This is a genomic window from Snuella sedimenti (genome assembly GCF_016428595.1).
Classification (GTDB): Bacteria; Bacteroidota; Bacteroidia; order Flavobacteriales; family Flavobacteriaceae; genus Snuella; species Snuella sedimenti.
Window position 1 is genome coordinate 20,243 of the sequence record NZ_JAELVQ010000027.1, and the last position, 24,560, is coordinate 44,802.

General features: G+C 36.4%; 20 protein-coding genes. 16 read left to right on the forward strand and 4 right to left on the reverse strand.

Annotated elements, in window-relative coordinates; genetic code table 11:
* Nucleotides 1-106: 106 nt before the first annotated feature.
* The 9 genes from JF259_RS15275 (at nucleotide 107) to JF259_RS15315 (ending at nucleotide 11,295) form a co-directional block, all read left to right on the forward strand.
* Entirely contained in the window at nucleotides 107-2,938 is a 2,832-nt protein-coding gene (locus JF259_RS15275) for a gluzincin family metallopeptidase (protein WP_199116579.1), read from the forward strand.
* Between the two features lie 173 nt (nucleotides 2,939-3,111).
* Nucleotides 3,112-5,523, forward strand: coding sequence for an alpha-ketoacid dehydrogenase subunit alpha/beta (locus JF259_RS15280; protein ID WP_199116580.1), 2,412 nt, complete (start codon nucleotides 3,112-3,114; stop codon nucleotides 5,521-5,523).
* A 27-nt stretch (nucleotides 5,524-5,550) separates the two neighbouring features.
* Nucleotides 5,551-5,934 (forward strand): DoxX family protein, encoded by a 384-nt coding sequence (locus tag JF259_RS15285; protein WP_199116581.1) that lies wholly within the window; start codon nucleotides 5,551-5,553, stop codon nucleotides 5,932-5,934.
* 3 nt (nucleotides 5,935-5,937) lie between these two features.
* The gene (locus JF259_RS15290; protein ID WP_199116582.1) at nucleotides 5,938-6,408 is read left to right on the forward strand and encodes a hypothetical protein; all 471 of its coding nucleotides are present in this window, start codon (nucleotides 5,938-5,940) and stop codon (nucleotides 6,406-6,408) included.
* 18 nt (nucleotides 6,409-6,426) lie between these two features.
* Complete coding sequence (locus tag JF259_RS15295; protein ID WP_199116583.1) at nucleotides 6,427-6,978, forward strand: NUDIX hydrolase; 552 nt, start codon at nucleotides 6,427-6,429, stop codon at nucleotides 6,976-6,978.
* A 1-nt stretch (nucleotide 6,979) separates the two neighbouring features.
* Nucleotides 6,980-7,654 (forward strand): PrsW family intramembrane metalloprotease, encoded by a 675-nt coding sequence (locus JF259_RS15300; protein ID WP_199116584.1) that lies wholly within the window; start codon nucleotides 6,980-6,982, stop codon nucleotides 7,652-7,654.
* A 122-nt stretch (nucleotides 7,655-7,776) separates the two neighbouring features.
* Nucleotides 7,777-8,262, forward strand: a complete 486-nt coding sequence (locus JF259_RS15305) for an acetyl-CoA carboxylase biotin carboxyl carrier protein subunit (protein ID WP_199116585.1) — start codon at nucleotides 7,777-7,779, stop codon at nucleotides 8,260-8,262.
* Between the two features lie 42 nt (nucleotides 8,263-8,304).
* Nucleotides 8,305-9,744, forward strand: a complete 1,440-nt coding sequence (gene accC / locus JF259_RS15310) for an acetyl-CoA carboxylase biotin carboxylase subunit (RefSeq protein ID WP_199116596.1) — start codon at nucleotides 8,305-8,307, stop codon at nucleotides 9,742-9,744.
* Between the two features lie 9 nt (nucleotides 9,745-9,753).
* Nucleotides 9,754-11,295, forward strand: coding sequence for an acyl-CoA carboxylase subunit beta (locus tag JF259_RS15315; protein WP_199116586.1), 1,542 nt, complete (start codon nucleotides 9,754-9,756; stop codon nucleotides 11,293-11,295).
* Here the strand turns inward: JF259_RS15315 and JF259_RS15320 are convergent, their stop codons facing one another.
* The 3 genes from JF259_RS15320 to rocD form a co-directional block, all read right to left on the reverse strand.
* The gene (locus JF259_RS15320) at nucleotides 11,296-12,381 is read right to left on the reverse strand and encodes an amidohydrolase family protein (RefSeq protein WP_317192097.1); all 1,086 of its coding nucleotides are present in this window, start codon (nucleotides 12,379-12,381) and stop codon (nucleotides 11,296-11,298) included.
* 240 nt (nucleotides 12,382-12,621) lie between these two features.
* A complete protein-coding gene (locus JF259_RS15325; RefSeq protein WP_199116587.1) occupies nucleotides 12,622-13,260 on the reverse strand; it encodes a MarC family NAAT transporter in 639 nt (212 codons plus the stop codon).
* Between the two features lie 453 nt (nucleotides 13,261-13,713).
* Entirely contained in the window at nucleotides 13,714-14,958 is a 1,245-nt protein-coding gene (gene rocD, locus JF259_RS15330; RefSeq protein ID WP_199116588.1) for an ornithine--oxo-acid transaminase, read from the reverse strand.
* 528 nt (nucleotides 14,959-15,486) lie between these two features.
* Here rocD and rlmD point away from each other — a divergent pair.
* From rlmD to JF259_RS15360, 6 genes are all read left to right on the forward strand, one after another.
* Nucleotides 15,487-16,896 (forward strand): 23S rRNA (uracil(1939)-C(5))-methyltransferase RlmD, encoded by a 1,410-nt coding sequence (rlmD, locus tag JF259_RS15335; RefSeq protein WP_199116589.1) that lies wholly within the window; start codon nucleotides 15,487-15,489, stop codon nucleotides 16,894-16,896.
* Nucleotides 16,897-17,092: 196 nt separating this feature from the next.
* Nucleotides 17,093-17,629, forward strand: a complete 537-nt coding sequence (locus tag JF259_RS15340; RefSeq protein WP_199116590.1) for a DUF6452 family protein — start codon at nucleotides 17,093-17,095, stop codon at nucleotides 17,627-17,629.
* Nucleotides 17,595-18,326, forward strand: a complete 732-nt coding sequence (locus JF259_RS15345) for a DUF6048 family protein (protein WP_199116591.1) — start codon at nucleotides 17,595-17,597, stop codon at nucleotides 18,324-18,326. Before JF259_RS15340 ends, JF259_RS15345 begins: the two co-directional genes overlap by 35 nt.
* A gap of 274 nt (nucleotides 18,327-18,600) precedes the next feature.
* Nucleotides 18,601-19,314, forward strand: a complete 714-nt coding sequence (locus JF259_RS15350; protein WP_199116592.1) for a hypothetical protein — start codon at nucleotides 18,601-18,603, stop codon at nucleotides 19,312-19,314.
* Between the two features lie 157 nt (nucleotides 19,315-19,471).
* A complete protein-coding gene (locus tag JF259_RS15355; protein ID WP_199116593.1) occupies nucleotides 19,472-20,869 on the forward strand; it encodes an AAA family ATPase in 1,398 nt (465 codons plus the stop codon).
* 2 nt (nucleotides 20,870-20,871) lie between these two features.
* Nucleotides 20,872-21,813 carry a DUF4435 domain-containing protein gene (locus tag JF259_RS15360; protein ID WP_199116594.1) on the forward strand — a complete coding sequence of 314 codons (942 nt, stop codon included), beginning with the start codon at nucleotides 20,872-20,874 and terminating at the stop codon, nucleotides 21,811-21,813.
* 83 nt (nucleotides 21,814-21,896) lie between these two features.
* Here the strand turns inward: JF259_RS15360 and JF259_RS15365 are convergent, their stop codons facing one another.
* Complete coding sequence (locus JF259_RS15365) at nucleotides 21,897-22,265, reverse strand: group II intron maturase-specific domain-containing protein (protein WP_449618959.1); 369 nt, start codon at nucleotides 22,263-22,265, stop codon at nucleotides 21,897-21,899.
* 416 nt (nucleotides 22,266-22,681) lie between these two features.
* On the opposite strand from JF259_RS15365, the gene JF259_RS15370 reads away from it, so the two are divergent.
* Entirely contained in the window at nucleotides 22,682-24,202 is a 1,521-nt protein-coding gene (locus JF259_RS15370) for an arylsulfatase (protein ID WP_199116595.1), read from the forward strand.
* The last annotated feature ends 358 nt before the right edge of the window (nucleotides 24,203-24,560 follow it).

Genomic DNA, 24,560 nt, shown 5'->3' on the forward strand with positions numbered 1-24,560 from the left:
AGACTGCTTAAGCCTTATTTTAGATTTTAAACCTAATAAAACATGATATTTTATTATATTGTGTCGCCTTACACAATTTATCAATTTTAAAAGCCTGTTTAGTAAATTGAAATTTCATTTTATAAGTTATTTAGTATTTGCCTTTATAAGCTTTAGTGGTTTTAGTCAAAACAAAATCAACCTTAAGGCCGTTTTTGATATTGATAACAAGCAAATAAAAATTTCACAAACCATTCAGTACAAAAACACGTCACAGGACACACTGCATGACATTTTTTTAAACGACTGGAACAATAGCTATTCGTCAAAAAAAACGCCTTTGGCTATCAGGTTGGCCGATGAATATAAAAACGTTTTTCATTTGGCTAAAGATAAGGATAGAGGCTGTTCTGAGATATCTTTCATAAAACAAAATAATACCCCGTTAGAGTTTGAACAAGTTAAAAATCAACCTGATGTTATAAAAGTTAGACTAAATACTCCCTTAAAACCAAATGAATTCTATACCATTCACTTAGAATACACAGTACATGTACCAAGTGATAAGTTTACTGGTTACGGTATTTCTAAAACTGGCGACATGAATTTAAGGTACTGGTATATTACTCCTGCTATCTATAATGGAGAATGGCACTATTATAGTAATAAAGATTTAGATGATCTTTTTATCCCAAAAGCCAATATACGCTTAGAAGCAGAATATCCTATTGGTTACACCTTAACAACAGAGCTTAACACACATAGCACTAGTATTACCAACAATAAGCAAACGGTAATACTTACAGGGAAGAACAGAATAAACAACAAACTGTTCCTAAACAAAATTTCTACTTTTAAATCTATAGAAACACAAGGCATTAAAGTGGTGTCAAATGTTAACGGAGATGAACTAGAGGATCTTGACAAGGCAATGATTACAGAAAGGATTATTGATTTTATGCTTGATAATCTAGGAGACTACCCCCATGAAAAACTTCTTTTAACGAGCATTGACAACAGTAAAGATCCTGTTTACGGACTTAACTTTTTACCAAGCTTTTTAAAACCTTACCCTCACCATTTTCAATATGAATTAAAACTATTAAAAATAGCTTTATATAATTACTTAGAAAACACCTTACTCATAAATCCGCGAAAGCACCAATGGCTTATTGACGGTTTGCAAATCTACTATTTAATGAACTATGTTGAACTGTACTATCCCAATATGAAGTTTTTGGGAGGCTTTGCCAAAATGTGGGGTATTCGTTCATTTCATGCTGCCGACATGAACTTTAACGATAAGTACAATATAGCGTTTATGATTATGGGGCGCACCAATAAAGATCAACCCCTAACAATGCAAAAAGACTCCTTGTTAAAGTTCAACAAGAATATAGCTAGCAAATACAAAGCCGGTTTAGGTCTTAAATACCTAGATGACTTTATTAACAGTAATGTATTAGAAAATACCATAAAGTCATTTTTAACGCAGAACAAATTAAAAGAAACAACTCCAAATGCATTTGAGACCTATTTAAAATCCAAAACGCAAAAAAATATCGATTGGTTTTTTACCGATTATCTTAAAACACGAAAAAAGATAGATTTCAAAATTAAAAACGTTACAAAAACCAATGACTCAATAACTTTAACCATAAAGAACAAGCGCAACAATAGTATGCCTATTTCCTTGTACACTTTAAACAATGATAGCATTATCTCTAAATTGTGGATTGAAAACATAACCGGTAGTAAGACCATTACAATCCCAAAAAACAATGCCAACAAACTGGTATTGAATTACAATAAGATTATCCCAGAAACGAATATTAGAGACAACTGGAAGTCGTTAAAAGGTTTCTTTTTTAACAACAAACCATTACAATTTAGATTATTTAAAGATATTGAAGACCCACATTACAATCAAGTTTTCCTTATGCCCTTGTTTGAATTTAACAATATTTACGATGGCTTTTCTTTGGGCATGAAAATGTACAACAAGACCATTTTAAGAAAGCATTTCGATTATAGGATTGAACCAAAGTATTCATTTAAATCTAAATCGCTAACCGGTGCAGCATCAGCATCAATAACACATAATTTAGAAAACAACGATCTTTTTTTCATCAACTATGGCATTAGAACTAGCTATACGTCGTATGCAGAAGATTTATTTGTAAGCCAAATAACGCCTTCGCTAACCTTATTATTTAGACAAGACAACGATTTTAGGTCCAATAAAAGAAAATTGCTAATGTTTAGGCACATAAACATTAACCGCGACAAAGACCCTAATAATCCCTTAAGTTCTACAGAACCAAACTATAGCGTATTTAACATTCGTTACATTAACTCCAACGATAATCTTATAAATTTTAGTAAATGGCACACCGACTTTCAAGTTGGAAAGACCTTTAGTAAAATTGCATTTAATTATGAATACAGACGTTTGTTCCAAAACAACAGACAATTAAACTTACGATTATACGCAGGAACCTTTCTAAGAAATGATAACGACCTAAGCTCCGATTATTTTAGTTTCGCTCTAGACAGGCCTACAGATTATTTATTCGATTATGCTTATTTGGGGCGCTCTGAGTCTAGCGGTATCTTTAGTCAGCAATACATAACCGCAGAAGGTGGCTTTAAATCAAAATTAGACACTCCTTTTGCTAACCAATGGATAACTACACTTAATGCCAGTACAACACTCTGGAAATATATTTTGTTATACGGTGACGCTGGATTTGTAAAGAACAAATCCAATAAAGCTAATTTTGTGTACGACTCCGGTATTAGAATTAACCTTGTAACCGATTATTTCGAAATTTACTTGCCCCTTTATTCAAAACTAGGTTGGGAAATCGGGCAACCCCATTACGACCAAAAAATAAGATTTAAATTCACCTTAGATCCTGAATCACTACTTGGTCTATTTAGACGCCGTTGGTTCTAAAAACAACGTATTAAATTACACATTTAACACTACAAGAGCATTTTAACTGAATATTTGACATTTGAAAAGCTTTTAATTGCATATTTTTAAATATAACGCAAAGAATAAGGCTGGCTTAAAATTGCAAAAAACATAAAGATTAACTACTTTTGCACCAGTTAAAGCATAGCACCATGCAAATAATTCCAGATTTGAAAAACAACATATCATTCGACGATTTTAAAGCAGAAGTTTTAAATGATTATAAAATAGCTGTTAGAAGTCGAGAATGTAGTTTGTTAGGGCGACGTGAAGTATTAACAGGTAAAGCAAAATTTGGAATTTTTGGTGACGGCAAAGAAGTCCCTCAACTAGCTATGGCTAAAGCATTCCTTAAAGGGGATTGGCGTTCTGGTTATTACCGTGACCAAACCTTTATGATGGCCATAGGCGAATTAACTATGGAGCAATTCTTTGCAGGCTTATATGCTAATACCGACCTTGCAATAGAACCTATGTCGGCAGGTAGGCAAATGGGAGGACACTTTACCACCCATAGTTTAGACGACAAAGGGCGATGGAAAGATTTAACAAAACAATACAATTCAAGTGCCGATATCTCTCCTACTGCCGGACAAATGCCACGTCTTTTAGGCTTGGCACAAGCTTCAAAAATTTACAGACACGTTAAGGATATTAATCCTTCAGGCTTTTCTGTAAATGGTAATGAAGTTGCTTGGGGAACCATTGGGAATGCCAGTACCAGTGAAGGCCTATTTTTTGAAACCATTAATGCTGCCGGCGTATTACAAGTCCCCATGATAATAAGTGTTTGGGATGACGAATATGGCATTTCCGTGCACGCAAAACACCAAACAACAAAAGAAAACATCTCGGAAATCTTAAAAGGTTTTCAACGCGATAAACATAATAAAGGTTATGAAATTTTACGCGTTAAAGGTTGGGATTATGCCAATTTAATTGAAACTTATCAGGAAGCATCAGCCATTGCCAGAGAGGAACATGTACCTGTTCTTATTCATGTAACAGAATTAACACAACCACAAGGCCATTCCACGTCGGGCTCTCATGAACGGTATAAATCCAGGGAACGTTTAGATTGGGAAACCAAGCACGATTGTAATATAAAAATGCGTGAGTGGGTTATTGAAAATGGGATAGCCGACAATGAAACCCTTACAGATATAGAAAGAACCATAAAAAGAGATGTTAGGGAAGCTAAAAAAAGCGCTTGGGCCACTTTCTTGAAACCCGTTTTAAAAGATCAAAAAAGCTTAGTTTCTATTTTAACACAAATAGCAGCCACAAGTCCCAATAGTGCTTTTATTACTAACATTAAAAATAGTGTGATCGCAATAGACGAACCCACACAAAAAGATATTTTAACGCAGGCTAGAAAAGCTTTAAGATACATTCTAAGAGAAACATCCCCCGAAAAAGAGCTTCTTAGAAAATGGATTGACTCACAATTTGAAACAAACCAACCTAAGTTTAGTTCCCATCTTTATGTTGAAACCGAAAGGTCGCCTGTACTCATAAAGGAAGTAAAACCAATTTACGCTGAAGATGCCCCAACGGTTGATGGGCGTATTATTATTCGCGATAATTTTGATGCTATTTTTAAAAGTAGACCAGAAGCTCTAATTTTTGGAGAAGATAGCGGTAATATTGGCGATGTAAACCAAGGGCTTGAGGGCTTACAAGAAAAATATGGCGAACTGCGTATTGCCGACGCCGGGATTCGTGAAGCCACTATCGTTGGACAAGGTATTGGTATGGCCTTACGCGGATTAAGACCTATTGCTGAAATCCAGTATTTAGACTACATTATGTACGCCCTTCAAATTATTAGTGACGATTTAGCAACCGTACACTACAGGACCAAAGGGAAACAAAAAGCACCATTAATTATAAGAACCCGTGGTCACCGACTAGAAGGTATCTGGCATTCTGGTTCCCAAATGGGAGGCATTCTAAATTTAACGCGTGGCATTCATATTCTGGTTCCTAGAAATATGACTAAAGCCGCGGGCTTTTACAACACCCTTTTAATGGGTGACGATCCTGCTTTGGTCGTAGAGTGTTTAAATGGTTACCGCTTGAAAGAGAAAATGCCAAGTAACCTTAGCGATATTAAGACACCTCTTGGTGTTGTTGAAACCATAAAAAAAGGCAATGATATTACATTGGTATCTTATGGCTCGACCCTTCGTATTGTAGAACAAGCGGCAAAAGAATTGCTAACCGTTGGAATTGATGCCGAAGTGATTGACATCCAGTCGCTGTTGCCTTTCGATCTAAACCACGATATTGTAAAAAGTATTATAAAGACCAATCGTCTTTTAGTAATAGATGAAGATGTTCCAGGTGGTGCATCTGCCTATATATTAAATGAGATATTAAACACCCAAAATGCCTATCAATATCTCGATAGCCAACCCAAAACATTAACTGCTAAAGCACACAGACCCGCTTACGGTAACGATGGCGACTATTTTTCAAAACCATCAATAGAAGACGTTTTTGAAGCAGTCTACGACATAATGCATGAGTTGGCACCCTCAGATTTTCCTAAATTAAGATAACTAACCATTTTACTTTAAATCACTAAAATGATACGACAATCAACCGACTTAGCACTATTAATACTACGAGTAGGAATATCATCATTGATGCTTACCCATGGTATTCCTAAAATTAAATTATTATTTGAAAGCCCTATAAAATTTGCAGATCCCATTGGTTTTGGCGAACCACTTTCTTTAGTTTTAGCTTTAATAGGTGAAGTAATAGCACCAATATTAATAATCATAGGATTTAAAACAAAATGGGCTACCCTTCCTGCTATTATCACAATGGGAGTTGCCGCCTTTGTTATTCATATAAGTGATCCTATTGGGACAAAAGAAAAAGCACTACTCTTCCTAATCGCTTTTATAGCAATCTTTTTAGCCGGACCAGGTAAGTTTTCTATAGACGGGGTGAAAAAACAATAGCAATTGAAAGCTGCTTCAATTGTTAATATAAAACACGAACTAAAGCATAAATCTAATGCTGAGTTAGCAGCACTTTGCTTACGCCTATCCAAATTCAAAAAGGAAAACAAAGAACTTCTCACCTACCTCCTTTTCGAATCCCATGACGAAAATGGATACATCGAAACGGTTAAGGACTATATAGACGAACAGTTTGAACTGATTAACACCAGTAGTTTTTTCTACATAAAAAAAAGTGTTCGTAAGATATTGCGAAATACAAAAAAGTACATCCGCTACTCGCAAAATAAGGAAACCGAAGTCGAACTATTACTGCATTTCTGCTATAAATTAAAACACTTTTCCCCAAGTATAAATAAGAGTGTACAATTGGTAAACATGTACCAGCGCCAGTTAGAATTGACAAAGAAAATAATTATTAACTTACATGAAGATTTGCAATACGACTATAGTTTAAAATTGGATAACTTATAAGTTCAACACTAAAGCCCCATGGACGAATATATTGACATCGTAACTAAAGAAGGCAAGCCGACAGGTAAATCGGAGTTAAAATCTATCATTCATCAAAAAGGCTATTACCATAATACAGCGCACATCTGGTTCTATACTAAATCAGGTCATATATTACTATCACAACGCTCAGCCAGCAAAAGTATTTGTCCGCTACTATGGGATGTTTCCGTTGCTGGACATATTGATGCCGGAGAAACGGTATCCCAAGCAGCCGTTCGAGAGACCCAAGAAGAAATTGGACTAACCATTTCTGAATCCGAACTAAAAAAAATAGGTGTTTTTGAATGCTTTCAAAACTATGAAAATGGTATTGTAGATAATGAATTCCACCATAGTTTCATTTGTGAACTGCAAGTAGACATCACCCGCTTAAAACCGCAAGAAGAAGAGGTCGAAGCTTTAAAACTAGTTTCTTTAGATGATTTCAAATACCTAATCGACCATATTGGTATTGAAAACCATTTAGTTCCTTCAAACAAACCCTATTACAAAGTGGTTTTGGAGCACATCAAACAAACTTTAATATAAAATGAATTTACTCCTCACTGCCATTGCCCCTGCAGCTATTATAATCCTGTACATATACTATAAGGATCGTTACGAAAAAGAGCCAAAAATCATCCTTCTTTACTGTTTTTTAATGGGTGCCATCTTAAGTATTCTAGTAACTACACTTATCAGTTATGTACTTAATATACTTTTACCCCTACCCAACCATTTTAGTATTTTTGAACAGTTTATTAAGGCGTTTTTTGTTGTTGCACTCACCGAAGAATTTAGCAAATACATTATTGTTCGTTATTATGCGCAACCAAACAAAGCATTTAACGAACCATTTGATGGCATTATGTATGCCCTTATGGTTTCCATGGGCTTTGCCACGACCGAAAATATATTTTATGTGATGGACGGTGGCTACCAAACAGCTTTGCTTAGGGCCTTTACTGCAGTTCCTGCGCACGCTACCTTCGGAATTTTAATGGGATACTACATGGGTAAAGCAAAATTTTCCAAAAACAGGATACGCTTAAATCTTGCCGGCTTATTTCTAGCCATCCTTTTTCACGGTGCTTACGACTTTTTTCTATTTATCGATTATATACCCGGTATTTGGCTTGGTGCCTTTGTATCGTTGTTCTTTGGTGTTTACTTATCTAGAAAGGCAATTAAAAAACACCAGGACCGATCACATTTTAAACTCTAAACTTAATTCGTCAAAAGAACAAATACATCCAAAAATTCTTATATTTATACCTAAGGCTATTTCTTTTAGGTTGTCTTTAAAAGAAATCGCAGTAATAATGACCTGCAAATTAAATAAGAACTATGGATGCCGTTTTCAAAGCCAAGGTAAATGACTCATACGAATTTGAAATTAAAGAAGTAACTCTTGAGCAACTCGATATCCTAAAAACTTCCAACAGTACATTCCACATACTCCAAGAACACAAATCCTATCAAGCAGAAATTACAAAGGCTAATTTCTATGCCAAAACGTATTGTGTAAATATTAACAATGCAGTATACGAAGTCGTTATTCATAATGTGCTTGACATTCGTATTAGGGACATGGGATTCACTACAGGCTCCACGAAACATATCTATACCATAAAAGCACCTATGCCCGGCCTAATACTTAACATTAGCGCAAATGCAGGAGAAACAGTAAAAGAAAACGCACCCTTATTGGTTTTAGAAGCTATGAAAATGGAAAATAGCATTGTTGCACCAAGAGATGGCATTATAAAATCCATAGAAGTCAATGTAGGCGATGCAGTTGATAAAAACCAGTTATTAATCACTTTTGAATAGACTCCTTTATAGCTCCATAATAAAAATCAAACGATGCTTCAAATTAAGAAACTACTTATTGCAAACCGAGGCGAAATAGCCATGCGTATTATAAGAACTGCTAAAAACATGGGCATACAAACAGTAGCTGTTTACTCTATTGCCGATAGAAATGCACCCCATGTTAAATTTGCCGATGAAGCAATTTGCATAGGAGAAGCGCCATCTAGTGCATCTTACCTAAATGCCAAAAAAATAATACATGTTGCCAAACAACTCTATGTAGACGCTATACATCCCGGTTATGGCTTTTTAAGTGAAAATGCAGATTTTGCTGAGTTATGCGAAGCCAATCATATCATTTTTATTGGCCCACGTTCTAAGGCCATTAAAACAATGGGTAGCAAACTGGCTGCAAAAGAAGCGGTAAAGCAGTACGATATCCCTATGGTTCCTGGAATTGATGAAGCCATTACCGATATTTCCAAAGCAAAGGACATAGCCAAAGCAATCGGATTTCCAATTTTAATCAAAGCATCGGCTGGTGGCGGTGGCAAGGGCATGCGCATCGTTGAAAAAGAAATAGAATTAGAAACACAAATGGAACGCGCTATTAGCGAGGCAACATCAGCATTTGGTGATGGTTCAGTATTTATTGAAAAGTATATCAGTTCCCCAAGACATATCGAAATTCAAGTCATGGCAGATAGCCATGGTAACATATTGCACTTTTTTGAACGTGAATGCAGTATCCAAAGAAGACATCAAAAAGTAATTGAAGAAGCACCATCTACTGTGTTAAGTCCCGAATTGCGATCCAAAATGGGAGAAGCAGCCATAAAAGTTGCTAAATCCTGTGATTATCTGGGAGCAGGTACAGTTGAATTCCTTTTGGATTCAAATCACAATTTTTACTTTTTGGAAATGAACACCCGCTTACAGGTCGAGCATCCCGTAACCGAATTGATTACTGGAGTCGATCTAGTAGAACTCCAAATTAGGATCGCACAAGGAGAAGCTCTTAAAATAAAACAATCGGATTTAAAAATCAACGGCCATGCACTAGAATTACGAGTCTATGCCGAAGACCCCTTAAATAATTTTCTACCGAGCGTTGGACGTTTAAATACATACCGTATCCCAACAGGAAAAGGCATTCGTGTCGATAATGGTTTCGAAGAACATATGGATATTCCCATTTATTACGATCCCATGCTATCCAAATTAATCACACACGGTAAAACACGCCAAGAAGCCATACAGCGCATGCTAGAGGCCATTTCCAACTACCACGTTGAAGGTGTAGAAACCACTCTATCCTTTGGTCGCTTTGTGTTTGAACATGAAGCCTTTCGTTCTGGAAATTTTGACACCCATTTTGTAAACAATCATTTTAGCCCCGAAACAATAAAAGCCAAAATGAAAGCCGAAGCCAGACTAGCGGCACTCATTGCTTTAAAACAATACACCGAAGACCTAAAAAAAATACGTTTACCACATTAAAATAAGCCTATGGATTCTAAAATAAACAAATTGAACGAACGCATCGCTTTGGCCCATCTTGGGGGTGGACAAAAACGTATAGACAAGCAGCACGCCAAGAAAAAACTAACTGCAAGAGAGCGAATTGCCTACCTATTGGATGAAGGCTCATTTGAGGAAACAGGCTTACTGGTAACCCATCGCACCACCGATTTTGGTATGGAAAAAGAAATTTACTATGGCGATGGTGTCGTTACCGGTTACGGCACAATACACGGCAGACTGGTTTATGTTTACGCACAAGATTTCACGGTTTTTGGTGGGGCTCTATCCGAAACACACGCAGAAAAAATATGTAAGATTATGGACATGGCCCTTAAAGTTGGAGTCCCCATTATAGGACTTAACGATTCTGGTGGGGCACGCATTCAAGAAGGCGTCCGATCCCTTGGTGGCTATGCCGATATATTTTACAGAAATGTACAGGCCTCTGGTGTGGTACCACAAATATCGGCCATTATGGGACCATGTGCCGGTGGTGCCGTGTACTCACCTGCGATGACCGACTTTACCATTATGGTAGAACAAACCAGTTACATGTTTGTTACCGGCCCTAATGTGGTTAAGACCGTCACCAACGAAGAAGTTTCAAGTGAAGCCTTGGGAGGTGCACATACACATGCTTCCAAATCGGGGGTCGCCCATAAAACAGCCGCCAATGATGTTGCTTGCTTAGAAGCAATTAAGACCCTGTTAAGCTATCTGCCCCAAAACAACAGGGAAACAGCTAAAACATTAGACATTACTTTAAACGACGAAGTGCGCGACACCCTATCGGATATCATTCCCGATAATCCCAATAAGCCCTACGACATGCACTCCGTTATTTCAGGTATTATTGATACGGATTCCTTTTACGAAATCCATAAAGACTATGCCGAAAATATCATAGTGGGATTTGCACGGTTAGGAGGACGAAGTATTGGCATTATAGCCAACCAGCCCATGTTTTTAGCTGGTGTTCTAGACGTTAACAGCTCAAAAAAAGCAGCGCGTTTTACACGTTTTTGTGATTGTTTTAATATACCATTACTAGTGTTGGTTGATGTTCCCGGATTTTTACCCGGTACCGACCAAGAATGGCAAGGTATTATTGTACACGGTGCTAAGTTATTATACGCCCTTAGCGAAGCCACAGTTCCCCGTGTAACGGTTATTACCAGAAAAGCCTATGGTGGTGCTTACGATGTTATGAACTCCAAACATATTGGTGCCGATATGAATTTTGCATGGCCTACAGCCGAAATTGCTGTTATGGGAGCCAAAGGCGCCAGTGAGATCATCTTCAAAAAAGAAATTGCTGAAGCCAAAGATCCTGCTAAAAAACTAGCTGAGAAAGAAAAAGAGTATTCCGAAAAATTTGCCAACCCTTACAGCGCGGCTAGTCGCGGCTTTATAGATGAGGTTATTTTACCTAAAGATACACGACGCAAACTTATAAAGGCATTCGCTATGCTTGAAAATAAAGAGGTAAACATACCAAAAAGAAAACACGGTAACATACCGCTATAATCAATTAGGGAACATGGAAGTATCAAGCCCTGGCACAATACGTAAGGCATTTTTATAATACACCTTTTTCAATACTTCGTCTGGCAAACCCAAGCCATACATAGCCCAAAAAGCATGGTACTTTTTATGGTATGGAAAATATTCATCGGCACTTTCTAAAACCCTAAAATAAGTAGGGAACTCTTCGGGTTTCCAGCTGTCTTTTCCAAATAAAATGCGATCTTGGTATTTTATAAAAAAGGCTTTTGCGAATCGTGGTTGTCGTCCCAATTCGGCTATAATAGCACCTATGCCTACGTTCATATTTGGGATTTCGTCTAGCAATTCCCCTAACCTACCTAAATTATTGGCATACCAGCCCATATGGGCATTTATGAACGTTGTTTTAGGGTATTTTTTAAACATGCGATGTTGTTCGGCAATAATTTGCTCCCATGGGGCTGGATCGCTTGCACTGCGTTTTCTTCGAGGATGGGTTTTAAGTTCTAACCAACGTTCGTTATCTGCATTAAAATCATCCCAAAATGACTTTGGGTCTGCTGAGTGAATAAGTACAGGGATACCTAAGTCACCACAGGTTTCCCAAATAGGAGCCAACCGCGCATCGTCAACAGCCAACCTATTCCCTTGCACATCTTTATTGTACATTCCCAAGCTTTTATAAACCTTTAATCCCCGCGCTCCATTTTTTACATCCTGCTTTAATTGGGCAACTGTTTTTTCTATCCACCCTTCTGCTCCAGCATTATTAAAGTCAATATTAGCGAATACTACAAACCGATTCGGGAAATGGTCTGCTATATTTTTAATAGCCATTTTTAAGTTGTCGCCAGAACGCCCACTTAAATTGACCATAATCTTCATATTTAAGGTATCCATAGCTGCGACAACTGGTGACAAATCCTGTGTTGCCATTCTGTATTGATGCCCATGTACGTCAATAAATGGGAACTTTGCTTGCTTTATTATGTTACCTGGGACAACAAGTGTTGAGGTTGGATTGTAGGTTTCAAAGGACATGTCCTGAGCATTGCTAACTGTAAAAACACATGCCAGAAATAGAAAGAGAAGGTTTTGTAATTTCACACGTTTAAATTTTAGTAATTAATTGATTTTATTGTAATTATAAAATTAAGAACGTGTGCAACCACTCCTTACACTCGTTCTCTCATTAAAAATTTTAAACATTTCCTTTAGTGAAGTAATTTTTAAAATTTCTTAATGCTCGTTTCATTCGTTTATAATTATACCTAAAATTACTACTATTCAAATTATTACATATAACTTTAAGATGGGTTTAACACCTACACATGATATCCTTGTATTTTATGCCACAGCGATAATACGCGTTACAATATCGACTACGGCCGAAATTATATACTCTACTCCAATAGCAATGACTACAAACCCAATAATTCTTGATAGAGCATTGATTCCAGAGGCTCCCAATAGCTTAACAATGCCATGAGCACTCTTTAAAATTAGATAGATACTGATGGCTGAAAGCAACATGGCACTTATCAATATCACAATCTGTTCCGGTAAATGGTATTCCTGATTGTAGGTAATTAATAGGGAAATTGTTCCTGGGCCAGCCAACATGGGAATGGCCAACGGTGTTAGTGAGATCGAATCGCGTGTACGGATATCTTCCTGTACGCGTTCTCGTTTCATGCCTTTATGTTCCCTAAATTTACCTGTTAACAGAGCAAAGCCAGAAGACACAATAATAAGACCTCCTGCTATTTTTAAAGCATTCAAGCTAATACCAAAAAAAGACAAGATATACTTCCCTGCGAAAAACGACAATAGCAAAATAGCCAATACATCAATAGCTGTCCAAAATGCCGTCACAGCCCGTTCCTTTTTACTATTATCGAGGGTAAGACCAACAAAAACGGGAACCGTACCCAGTGGATTCATAATTGAAAACAACGCTCCAAAACTCAACAAAAATAGTTCCATGTTTTTTTTGCAAAAACACTACTATTTTTCGGCTTAAAGGTTACGAAATGATTAAGATAAGATTAATAAACTACTCGTTGTACATTTTGATAAAATTCTGTCAATTCGAGTGAATTTTACGATTGAAATGAGTAAAATTCGTATCGAGAATAAGAATTTTAATCGTTGTAATAGTTCTCGATACAATTTTTTTATCAAAAAATCACTCCTGACATTTTTAGAATTAGTTTGACCCAAAATGCACAACGGGTTAATAAACTTGTTTGATATAAGCCACAAATCCACGAATGGCAAGGGCTAAAATATTCGTGTATTCGTGTATTCGTGTCGCGGCAATGCAAACTTTGGTTTGCATTAAACTTGTGGGCTTACCATCGGATGGGGTTTAGTCAAAAAATTACCCCAAAGCCAAGCCTTGGGGTACTTTATATAATTAGCTCAACAAGAAACTGCTTAAGACTCGAACTGTTTTAATGTCTTTATAATAATGGACACACAGTCCAACAGCTGTGCTTCAGTTATTACCAAAGGTGGGGCAAAGCGGATAATGTTACCATGTGTTGGCTTAGCTAACAGACCATTATCTCGCAAGGCTAAACAAATGTTCCAAGCTGTATCACTGTTTTCATCATCATTTATAACGATCGCATTTAAAAGACCTTTGCCTCGCACTAACTTAGCAATATTACTTGTTTTAATAAATGCATTTAGCTCGTCTCTAAATAATTGTCCCAAGGTCTCTGCTCTACTGGCAAGATTCTCTTCTTGTACTACTTCTAAAGCAGCCATGGCTACGGCCGCAGCTATGGGATTACCTCCAAATGTACTACCATGACTCCCTGGCTTTATTACTTTCATAACGGCATTATTCGCTAAAACGGCACTTACCGGATAAGCACCACCACTTAAGGCCTTACCCAATATCAAAATATCTGGGTGTACGTTTTCATGATCTACCGCTAACAGCCTTCCCGTACGTGCAATACCGGTTTGCACCTCGTCGGCTATAAACAAAACATTGTACTGCTCACAAAGTGCTTTAGCCTTAGCCAAATACCCTTCGCTTGGCACATACACGCCTGCTTCGCCTTGAATTGGCTCCACTAAAAAGCCAGCAACATTTGGATTGTTATTAAGCTCCAATTCCAATGCTTCAATATTATCGTAAGGTATCTTAACAAAGCCTTTAGTATACGGCCCAAAGTTTTTCCGCGCCACAGGATCGTTGGAAAACGAAATAATGGTTGTTGTGCGTCCGTGGAAATTGTTTTCGCATACAATAATATCTGCTTGGTTCTCCTCAATACCTTTTACTTCGTATGCCCAGCGTCTGCAAATCTTTAAAGCCGTTTCCACGGCTTCTGCGCCAGTATTCATTGGTAAAAGCTTATCAAATCCAAAAAATCCACAAGCCATTTTCTCGTACTTGCCTAACATATCGTTATAAAATGCGCGAGAAGTTAGGGTTAATGTTTGTGCCTGCTGCACCATAGCATCTACGATCTTAGGGTGACAGTGTCCTTGATTAACAGCCGAATAGGCCGATAAAAAGTCATAGTATTGTTTACCTTCTACATCCCAAACATGTACGCCTTCCCCTTTGCTCAATACTACTGGAAGCGGATGGTAATTATGCGCGCCATATTGGTTTTCTAAATTAATTGCTTGTTGCGGTGTTATGTGATCTAAAACAGCCATTTTAATGATATTAAATTGATAAAATAACCATTCCTACTGTACCTTTATCCTTTCGAAGTGTCGAAAATTCAGCGTGGGAGAGAAATCATCCCTAGGGCTTGCAATTTACTAAATATTCACGATGTCCTAAAATTTTTGCCTATACATTTAAAAGCATTGCCTCTAGCACACCCTATCTACATATATAGAACTCATTTAAATTTTGTCAAAGGTCAATTTTTCCAAGTAAAGAATTTCTTGAAACGAACTATCCCCGAGGCAGAGCCTTAGGGGTACACTTAGAATGCTCAGTACAGGTTTGGCTCGTTTCATTTAGACCTCACAAGGTCAAAAACCGAAATTCTGTATTTAGATTCCCGTTTAATGGGAATGACAATTTCAATGGAAACCCCGACGCAGAGCGTCGAAGAATTCTTTTTGATTAAGGCTTTAAAGCCAGATGATAAAATTTAAACCGTCTCAAAAAAAATCTTATAAAGTAAACACAAATAAAGCAATATATATTGTGGCTATTATTATTTTTGCAGCATGTCAAGAAGAAACAAAAAACAGGTCTTTACCAACGTTGAAGTTATAGATGCCGGTGCCAAAGGTAAAACTGTTGGCAAAGCGCCAGATGGCAAGGTAATATTTTTACCAAATGCTGTTCCCGGTGATGTAGTAGATGTGCAAACTTTTAAGAAGCGTAAAGCGTATTATGAGGGAAAAGCGACCGTATTCCATAAGTTGTCGGATAAGCGGGTAACCCCAGTATGTGAGCATTTTGGAACCTGTGGTGGTTGCAAATGGCAACATATGGGGTATGAGCACCAATTGTATTATAAACAAAAGGAGGTTGTTAATAATTTAACGCGCCTGGGCCACATTCAACTTCCCGATGTAACGCCCATACTTGGATCTGCCAAGCAGTATTTTTATCGTAATAAAATGGAATTTTCCTTTAGTGATAGCCGATGGTTGACCTTAGAGGAAATACAATCTGACGAAGCGCTTGCTGACAAAAACGCTTTGGGGTTCCATATTCCGGGTATGTGGGATAAAATTTTGGATGTTAAGTCCTGTCATTTACAGGAGGATCCATCCAATGCCATACGCAATGCTGTTAAGCAATTTGCAATCGATAACGATATGGCATTTTTTAATACCCGTAATCAAACGGGCTTGTTGCGTACCATGATGATACGTACAGCCAGTACTGGTGACCTAATGGTATTGATCCAGTTCTTTATGGACGACAAAACAAAGCGCGAGCTTTTATTGGATTTCCTTTTTGAAAACTTCCCGCAAATAACGTCCTTACAATACGTCATTAACGGTAAAGGGAACGACACTATTTACGATCAGGAGGTTATTTGTTATAAGGGTAAGGATCATATTTTTGAAGAAATGGAAGGCTTACGCTTTAAAATCAATGCCAAGTCTTTTTACCAAACCAATAGCGATCAGGCTTACGAGCTTTATAAAATAACCCGCGATTTTGCGGGGCTTACGGGTGACGAGCTAGTTTACGACCTTTATACGGGCACTGGAACCATTGCGCAATTTGTTGCCAAGAAAGCGCGTAAAGTAGTTGGCGTAGAGGCGGTCCCTGATGCTATCACAGCTGCTAAGGAGAATGCACAATTAAATAACATTAATAACGTTGACTTCTTTGTAGGCGATATGAAACACGTCTTTAATAACGAATTTATTACCGCTCATGGACATCCGGATGTTATAATTACCGATCCGCCCCGTGATGGTATGCATAAGGATGTGGTACAGCAAATATTGAACATTGCCCCAAAAAAAGTAGTCTATGTAAGTTGTAACAGTGCCACGCAAGCTAGGGATTTGGCATTAATGGATAGCATGTACAAAGTAACGAAAACGCAGGCGGTAGATATGTTTCCACAAACGTTTCACGTCGAAAATGTAGTCCTTTTGGAAAAACGTTAACCAGAGCTTTTATTGTTTATGTGTTTATTCGTTTATTTGTAACCTTATGAAAGAAAGCCCATAATGGGCATTTGGCAAATAGTGGACAATACCAACCGATATAATTAATTATTTATCGCAGGTCAGTACAAAAATTTAAACGTGTAAAAACCTATTTGTTAAGTCATTATATAAAAAAGTAGCGTACCCTAAATTCATGAAGAAACTAAGTTTACTAATATTTATAGCTATTTTCACGGCACATACAAGCTGTGAAAGAGACGATATCTGTCCGGGCAGCACTCCTACTACCCCCCATTTAATTATTGATGTTTTTGATTTCGAAAATCAAGAAAGCAAGAAAAATATTTTTAATCTGGTTGTAGCCAAAGGCACCGAAAGCGACATACTTCCTGGCTTTGCATTTGAATCTAAAAGCAAATTGGTGTTACCATTGGATACAAAAGCCAACACTACGCAATACAGACTTATAAAGGATGCAACGGTAAATGACAATGGTACACCTGATGATACGAGTGATGATACTATAGATGGGAATTTCGATGTTTTAACCATTAACTACAGTCGCGAAGAAGTATATGTATCGCGTGCCTGTGGTTATAAAACCATTTTTAAAAATGTAACACTCACCATTGAAGACGATGGTGACAACTGGATATTATCGCAACAACCCCTTAACCCCAACCAATCTGTAGAAGATGAAACAACAACACACTTTAACATATACCATTAGTCTGTTTATGGTTTTCTTTTGTGTGTTTGCCAGCGCACAAAACGATAGCATTGTAAGCAGCACTGCTACCGACACTTTAAAAGTACAGTTAAAATACGGTCTGCGTGTGGGAGGCGATATTGGGAAACTGGTTCGCTCGTTCGTTAATGATGACTACAGCGGTTTTGAGGTCAGTGCCGATTACCGCTTAAAGCCTAAATTATACCTTGCCGGGGAATTGGGTTTTGAAGAAAAAAATACGGTTACAGACTATTTAGACATAACAAGTAAGGGTTCGTATATCAAGGCTGGAATAGACTATAATATGTACCAAAACTGGTTGGATATGGACAATATGATCTATACTGGTTTTCGTTTGGCGGCCAGCTCGTTTAGCCATAATCTTAATAGTTATAACATCTATAACACCGACCAGTTTTGGGCACCTCAGTACAGTGTTAGTGACGGCAAGTCTTTTGATGGTTTAACTGCAGTGTGGGCCGAAATCATTCTTGGTATTAAGGCCGAATTGTTTAACAACTTATATCTTGGGCTTAATATACAGCTTAAAATGTCGGTTACAGAAACAGTGCCCAACAACTTTGAAAATGTTTACATTCCGGGATTCCATAAAACCTACGACAGCAGTGGTATTGGTGTGGGTTATGGCTATACCATTTCGTATCGTATTCCGCTGTATAAAAAAGTGAAGGAATAATAACTACACTGTTTTTTTTTATATCTACCAAACACCTCTATAATGGCTTAAAAACTTTCTATTAGGTTGGTTTAGGCTTTGTTGATATTCTTTATAAAATTGAAGGAATTATTTTCTATGTTTATAAGAAAGTAATTATATTAGCTTCCATGTTTTGCACTTGAGAGTATACGACTAAAAAAGTAATATTATCTCAACTTTTGAGAACATTATTAAACATTTAGTCATCCATATAAACAAGTTGTACACAAGCTAAAAATACCAAAACTCAAATATGAAAATAAACTACATTTTGACCATCGGACTAATTATTCTGACAATTTCGTGCGGAAAAAGTAAAAAGGAAATCGAACAAGAAAAAGCTCAAATTGAACTTGAACAAAAAGCATTAGCAGAACGAAAAGAAAAGGAAAGAATTCATTTAGAAAAAATTGAGGTTGGAAAGTCCAAACTAAAAATGGAGTTAACCAATGAGCTTGACAGACTGAAAAAAATGTTAGTACAAGAAAAAAACAATCTAAATGAAATCAATAAATTTCAATTGGGTCGTTTAAGTTCAACAAAAGAAAAACAACTTACTGAACAGAATCAAAAAATCAACATATTAAATGACTACATCAGAAAATTAGAAAAAGAAATCTCGCTAACTAGCCTCCGAGAAACCTTTGATTTTCAAGACACGCCAGAAGGAGTTGTTAATTACATATTTCAATCGGCAAAAAGTAAGGACTTTAGTAAATTAAGAAATCTCTGTGACCCTTATGGAGAAAACGATGCTGATACTCGCAGAATATGTTTGGTAGAAATGCAACCGACCGAAATGCAAAACCGATTTGTAGAATCCTTTGAAAATGGCAGAATAATGGGTAATCCGAAAATTGAAAATGAAACTGCAGAAATAGAAATTGCATTTGGACAATATTCTGATAAACTAGAAAAAATTAAGCTTATTAAACGAATGGACAAATGGTACATTGGAAGTTATTAAAAAAAGCCAGTGTACAACGCCGTATAAAATTAATTGCTAGTGCAGGCCTACTTACGAAAATCCTCGCGGATTTTCTATTCGGTTTGTATTTGCTAAATTAGGTACTTAAAACACGTAACTATTTTTACACAACCACGTTGGGCTTAATTAAAAAAAGATGACAGAAATAAAAAACATACGAATTGAAAAACTCTTCGGGGAAAAAGACTATGAAATCCGTCTTGAAAATAACCGATTAATCTTAGTTGCAGAAAATGGAGCTGGGAAAACCACAATAGTAAACATTATCTATTTCTTTATTAGCCGTCAATGGACTAAGTTATTAAGGTATGAGTTTTTTGCGATAGAAATAAAGCTTGAAAAAAACACAATTAGATTAGAAAAAAATGAAATAGACATTCTAAATTCTGATAAACTTAACCGCCTTTTAAGGAGGTATACACCTGCTGTTAGAGAAAGAGTTAATGCGTTCTTGCAAAATCAAGATTTTTCAATCTTTTCAAATGATTATGAAAAACTAGAATACATTGCTGATGATTACCGCTTACCTAAAAGTTTAATTATGGAAATAAGTAGGTATGCGGAAAGAGAACAAATCAACCTTTTTGAAAGCACTCTTAGGGAAAAGGAACAATTACTATCTTCCCTTATCAATACGCAAGTTCTCTACCTTCCTACGTATAGAAGAATTGAACAAGACCTAAGTAATATTTTACCAGACCTTAAAGAAGAACTTAATTCATACAGAAGAAAAAAATATCGACAATTAAGCCACGAAAGAGAAACGGGCTTTGTTGAATTAGTAGAGTTTGGAATGGAAGATGTTGTTGAAAAAGTTAACCAAAAATTAAACCACCTTCGAGAAGACTTTAACTCAAATCTGAAAACGAACTTAACGGGTGGCTATCTTAAAGATGTGATAAATAAAAACTACTCAAAAATCACGTATAATCAAATTGAATCTCTAACACCTGAATCGTTAGAAAGAATATTTGACAGAATTGATGAGGATGTTTTGTCAAACAACGAAAAGAGTAAATTAAATCAATTCGTAAGTGACATCAGAGAAGGTGGGACTATTGAAAAGGAGGAGAATAAAATTCTAGCATATTTCATATATAAACTTACAACCATTTATTCAAAACTAGAAAAAGATGAAAAAGAAATAGCTGAATTTATAAAAATCTGCAACGACTACTCCTCAAACAAAGTTTTCTTATATGATTATGTCAATTTTCAAATCCTCATTCGTCCGCTCAAAAAAGGCAAAATAGACTTTCAAAAACCGATAGAATTTAGCAATCTATCTTCTGGAGAGAAACAAATTGTTTCATTATTTAGTCATATTTATTTGTCTACATCAAAAAATTACATTGTAATAATTGATGAACCAGAACTCTCATTATCAGTTTCTTGGCAAAAAAGATTTTTAACAGACATAGAAAATAATGATAAATGTTTAGGCTTAATTGCCGTCACTCATTCCCCATTCATATTTGAAAATAAACTCGAAAGATACGCTCATGGTTTGAATGAGTTTGAAACAAAGTTTTAACCATGAATAGTTTTTTACAATCGTTAAAAGATGCTGGAGCTTCTCCTATAACATCACATATTCGATTTTTACAAGAATATAGCAAGACAGATAAATCGTTGCATTTGTTTATTGAAGGTAATGATGACCCCTCTTTTTATACAAATTTCCTAAAAAATATTGCTGGAAAAAAATATGAGTTGTATTTCTACAATAGTAAAAACAAAGAAGGTGTTTATGAGAATTATAAAAAAATAAATTGGAACACCTACAACAAGAATAAAGTATTGTTTTTTGTAGATAAAGACTATTCGGACATTCTTAATATCTCATACGTATCTGATGAAAATATTTTTGTGACAAAATATTATTCAATTGAGAACTATCTGGTTAATGGCAAAATTCTTAAAAGAATATTAATTGACCTCCTTCACATAACAGATACTGAGACAATAAAAGGCATAGTCAAAAGATTCAAAAAAGAGCACAAGGAATTTTGTAGCCTAATGAAACTATTGACTTCATGGATAATATATCATCGCAGCAAAAAAAATAAAATTCAGTTGGCAAATATCAATCTATCTCACATCTTTTCATTTGATGATGATATGAAGATTTGTAGATCTTGCCGTCCACAAGGACAAAAATTACTTTCTTATCTAAATAAAAAAACCGGTAATATCGATAACTCAGAAATTTGGAAAGAAATCAAATCTATTTATAACAAGATAAACTACATCAGTGAGCAAAAAACTCACCTAAGAGGCAAATTTGAAATTTGGTTTTTAGTAGCATTTATTAATCAGTTAATGGAAAATGTAAATGCTAACAAACCTAAAGGGGAACAAAAGTTAAAAATGAATTTCACACTTAGCAAATCAAATGCAGTTGAAATATTAGGTTCGAGACTAGAAATCCCAAAAGACCTTAAAAAATTCATCACCCATAATCTAAAAAATAACTAGTTCAATCGAGTAGGCGGCCGTGAACGATAAGTCCACGGTGCACCTCTCACACCACCGTACGTAAGGGTCGCGTATACGGCGGTTCAAAAATGATATTGACCTTTGTAGTATGTTAGCATACTTAGGTAGCCTCTTTTATGAAGTTTTGATTGCGTTATCGTGGTTCGCAAAATAGGACTTTGAGCTACTGCCCATCCTCCCATATTTGTTCTACTCCATGCATAGGCTTGCCCTTGGGGCACGCCCAACCGAATTAGGTTTTTCCGCTTTCGTTCGAGCTTCTTCCAGTCATGCCAAATGCAGTACCGTATGCGATTTCGCAACCATTCGTCCAACTTTTTGAGTTTCCCTTGTATGGAAGCTGGTTTAAAATAATTAACCCAGCCCCGTATTAGTAGATTTAGTTTACCTATGCGCTCATCAAAGCTCATGGGCAGCGTTTTCTTGGTCAAGATGGCCATATGGGCTTAAAATACCTTTTTAAACGACGGTAGAAATTGTGCTCCGGTACACGGGCACTCAACTGGAACTGATTGAACAGTTTCTCCTGATATTGCTTTTTGCCTTGCATCCTTAAAAATAAGAAGTTTCATGCAAATCTTAAAATTTTAGATTATATTTGAGAAGTTGTGCAACAGGCACACTATATATAAAAAATAAGGGATTCCGTGCCTAAACCAAAGTTAGATCAAACCGGCACGTCGCCAATTTATAAAATTAATATTTATCCTACATTTTAAACATTTATTTACTAAATTGGCTTTGTAAAAACCAAAGGGCATTGGCTTTTTAAATTCCTTACTTTCCATATACATTACGTTATCGCTAATATATTGAGTATGTAAAAATCAATGTAAAACAAATTATAATGAAAAGCTTAATAAAATTAAAATCACTTTCCGTACTGTTTATATTCCTTTTTTCTATGGCTTGCACCCGCAAAACAATTCCACCCAATATAATTTTAGTAATGACCGATGATCAGGGCTATGGAGACATCTCTGCACATGGAAGTCCTGATGTTTTAACGCCGAATATGGATAAATTAAAATCGCAGGGAATTAGTCTGGAAGATTTTCAAGTTAGTCCAACATGTGCTCCAACAAGGTCAGCAATAATGACAGGTAGGCATCCTTTTAAAAATGCGATTACGCATACCATTTTAGAACGTGAACGAATGGCTTTGGGGATAAGAACCTTGCCGGAAATTTTAAAAAGAGGCGGATACATAAGCGGCATATTCGGAAAATGGCATTTGGGCGATGAGCCTGAATATCAACCCGATAGTCGTGGATTTAGCGAAGTGTTTATTCATGGTGCAGGTGGAATTGGTCAAGCTTATGCTGGTTCGTGTGCAGATGTTCCCGACAATAGGTATTTCGATCCAATTATAAAACACAACGGAACCTTTGTGAAAACCTTAGGTTATTGTACCAATATTTTTTTCACACAGGCTTTATCGTGGATCAAAACTAAAGCGAATGAAGATAAACCGTTTTTTGCCTATATTTCATTAAATGCACCACACGGTCCTTTTATTGCTCCCGATAAATACAAGGCGAAATTTATAAAACAAGGTTATCCAAAAAAAGCCCAAGGTTTTTATGGAATGATTGAAAACGTAGATGATAATTTGGGTCTTTTAATGGAAAAACTAAGTGCCTGGAATCTTGCTGATAATACCATTCTGATATTTATGTCAGACAATGGAAAAACAGGCGGTGGCAACAATACTGTGCATGGCCCTACTTACAATGCTGGCATGAAGGGAATGAAAGGCAGTGTGCATGAAGGAGGAACAAGAGTTCCGTTTTTTATACGCTGGCCAAATAACTTTGCGGCAGGTGAAAAAGTGGTTGCCTTACTCAACCACTACGACATACTACCGACATTGGCAGAAATTGCTGGAATTGATATCTCGGATATTCCTGACATGGACGGACAAAGTTTTTTGCCATATTTAAAGGATAGAACTTATAAGGCCGACGACAGGTATCGTTTTATTCACGGTGGACGATGGCCCTTAAATCCTAAAAATGCAAACAACCAAGAAGGTAGCGAACGTTGGATGGGTACTCTGGAAAACTCGAACCCTAATAACTCGATTTACAAAAACTGTGCGGTACGAAACGAACGTTACCGCTTTGTAAATAACAAAGAGTTATACGATGTAATTACCGACCCGGGGCAAAAACAGGATATAGCAGCTCAACACCCCGAAATAGTACTTGAAATGAGTAAAATTTACGACCAATGGTGGAGAAATGTAAGACCTTTTATGGTGAATGAAAATGTTCCTTTGGCAAATGAAAAACCTTTTTGGATGGAATATGAAAAGCAAAAGGAATTAGGAGGTATCAAAAAATGGATAAGACCCAGCCTTGATTAAATTGCAAAAGATTTACTCATGATTTTTTGGGGTGATTCAAATAAATAAAAGCGATAACAATAGTAGCCGTTGCACAAGCCCTTAATTTTCTAAAAGCAAGATACAAATAAGCCCTTTTAAGGGCTTTTATTTTGCCGTGTAAATTGCTTGCACCCTAAAATTATGAGACTTAAAAAGACGTAAAATGTATTGTAGGTCAGCTTTAAAGGCAAAACGAACATTGGACAGGCTTGTGGCCCTGTAGGCTCACCCATATTAGAACTGTCTAATTTTCTAAAATTTCAACAAAGTTATTGTTTTTAATTGTAATGGAGCTAGCTCCATTACAATTGACTTCTGCATATTTTATCGGGGACAT

Bases quoted from the DNA above. Each gene is read 5' to 3' on its own strand.
- JF259_RS15280 (WP_199116580.1), top strand. From the start codon at position 3,112: ATGCAAATAATTCCAGATTTGAAAAACAACATATCATTCGACGATTTT.
- JF259_RS15285 (WP_199116581.1), top strand. From the start codon at position 5,551: ATGATACGACAATCAACCGACTTAGCACTATTAATACTACGAGTAGGA.
- JF259_RS15295 (WP_199116583.1), top strand. From the start codon at position 6,427: ATGGACGAATATATTGACATCGTAACTAAAGAAGGCAAGCCGACAGGT.
- JF259_RS15300 (WP_199116584.1), top strand. From the start codon at position 6,980: ATGAATTTACTCCTCACTGCCATTGCCCCTGCAGCTATTATAATCCTG.
- JF259_RS15305 (WP_199116585.1), top strand. From the start codon at position 7,777: ATGGATGCCGTTTTCAAAGCCAAGGTAAATGACTCATACGAATTTGAA.
- JF259_RS15315 (WP_199116586.1), top strand. From the start codon at position 9,754: ATGGATTCTAAAATAAACAAATTGAACGAACGCATCGCTTTGGCCCAT.
- JF259_RS15325 (WP_199116587.1), bottom strand. From the start codon at position 13,260: ATGGAACTATTTTTGTTGAGTTTTGGAGCGTTGTTTTCAATTATGAAT.
- rocD (WP_199116588.1), bottom strand. From the start codon at position 14,958: ATGGCTGTTTTAGATCACATAACACCGCAACAAGCAATTAATTTAGAA.
- rlmD (WP_199116589.1), top strand. From the start codon at position 15,487: ATGTCAAGAAGAAACAAAAAACAGGTCTTTACCAACGTTGAAGTTATA.
- JF259_RS15340 (WP_199116590.1), top strand. From the start codon at position 17,093: ATGAAGAAACTAAGTTTACTAATATTTATAGCTATTTTCACGGCACAT.
- JF259_RS15345 (WP_199116591.1), top strand. From the start codon at position 17,595: ATGAAACAACAACACACTTTAACATATACCATTAGTCTGTTTATGGTT.
- JF259_RS15350 (WP_199116592.1), top strand. From the start codon at position 18,601: ATGAAAATAAACTACATTTTGACCATCGGACTAATTATTCTGACAATT.
- JF259_RS15355 (WP_199116593.1), top strand. From the start codon at position 19,472: ATGACAGAAATAAAAAACATACGAATTGAAAAACTCTTCGGGGAAAAA.
- JF259_RS15360 (WP_199116594.1), top strand. From the start codon at position 20,872: ATGAATAGTTTTTTACAATCGTTAAAAGATGCTGGAGCTTCTCCTATA.
- JF259_RS15370 (WP_199116595.1), top strand. From the start codon at position 22,682: ATGAAAAGCTTAATAAAATTAAAATCACTTTCCGTACTGTTTATATTC.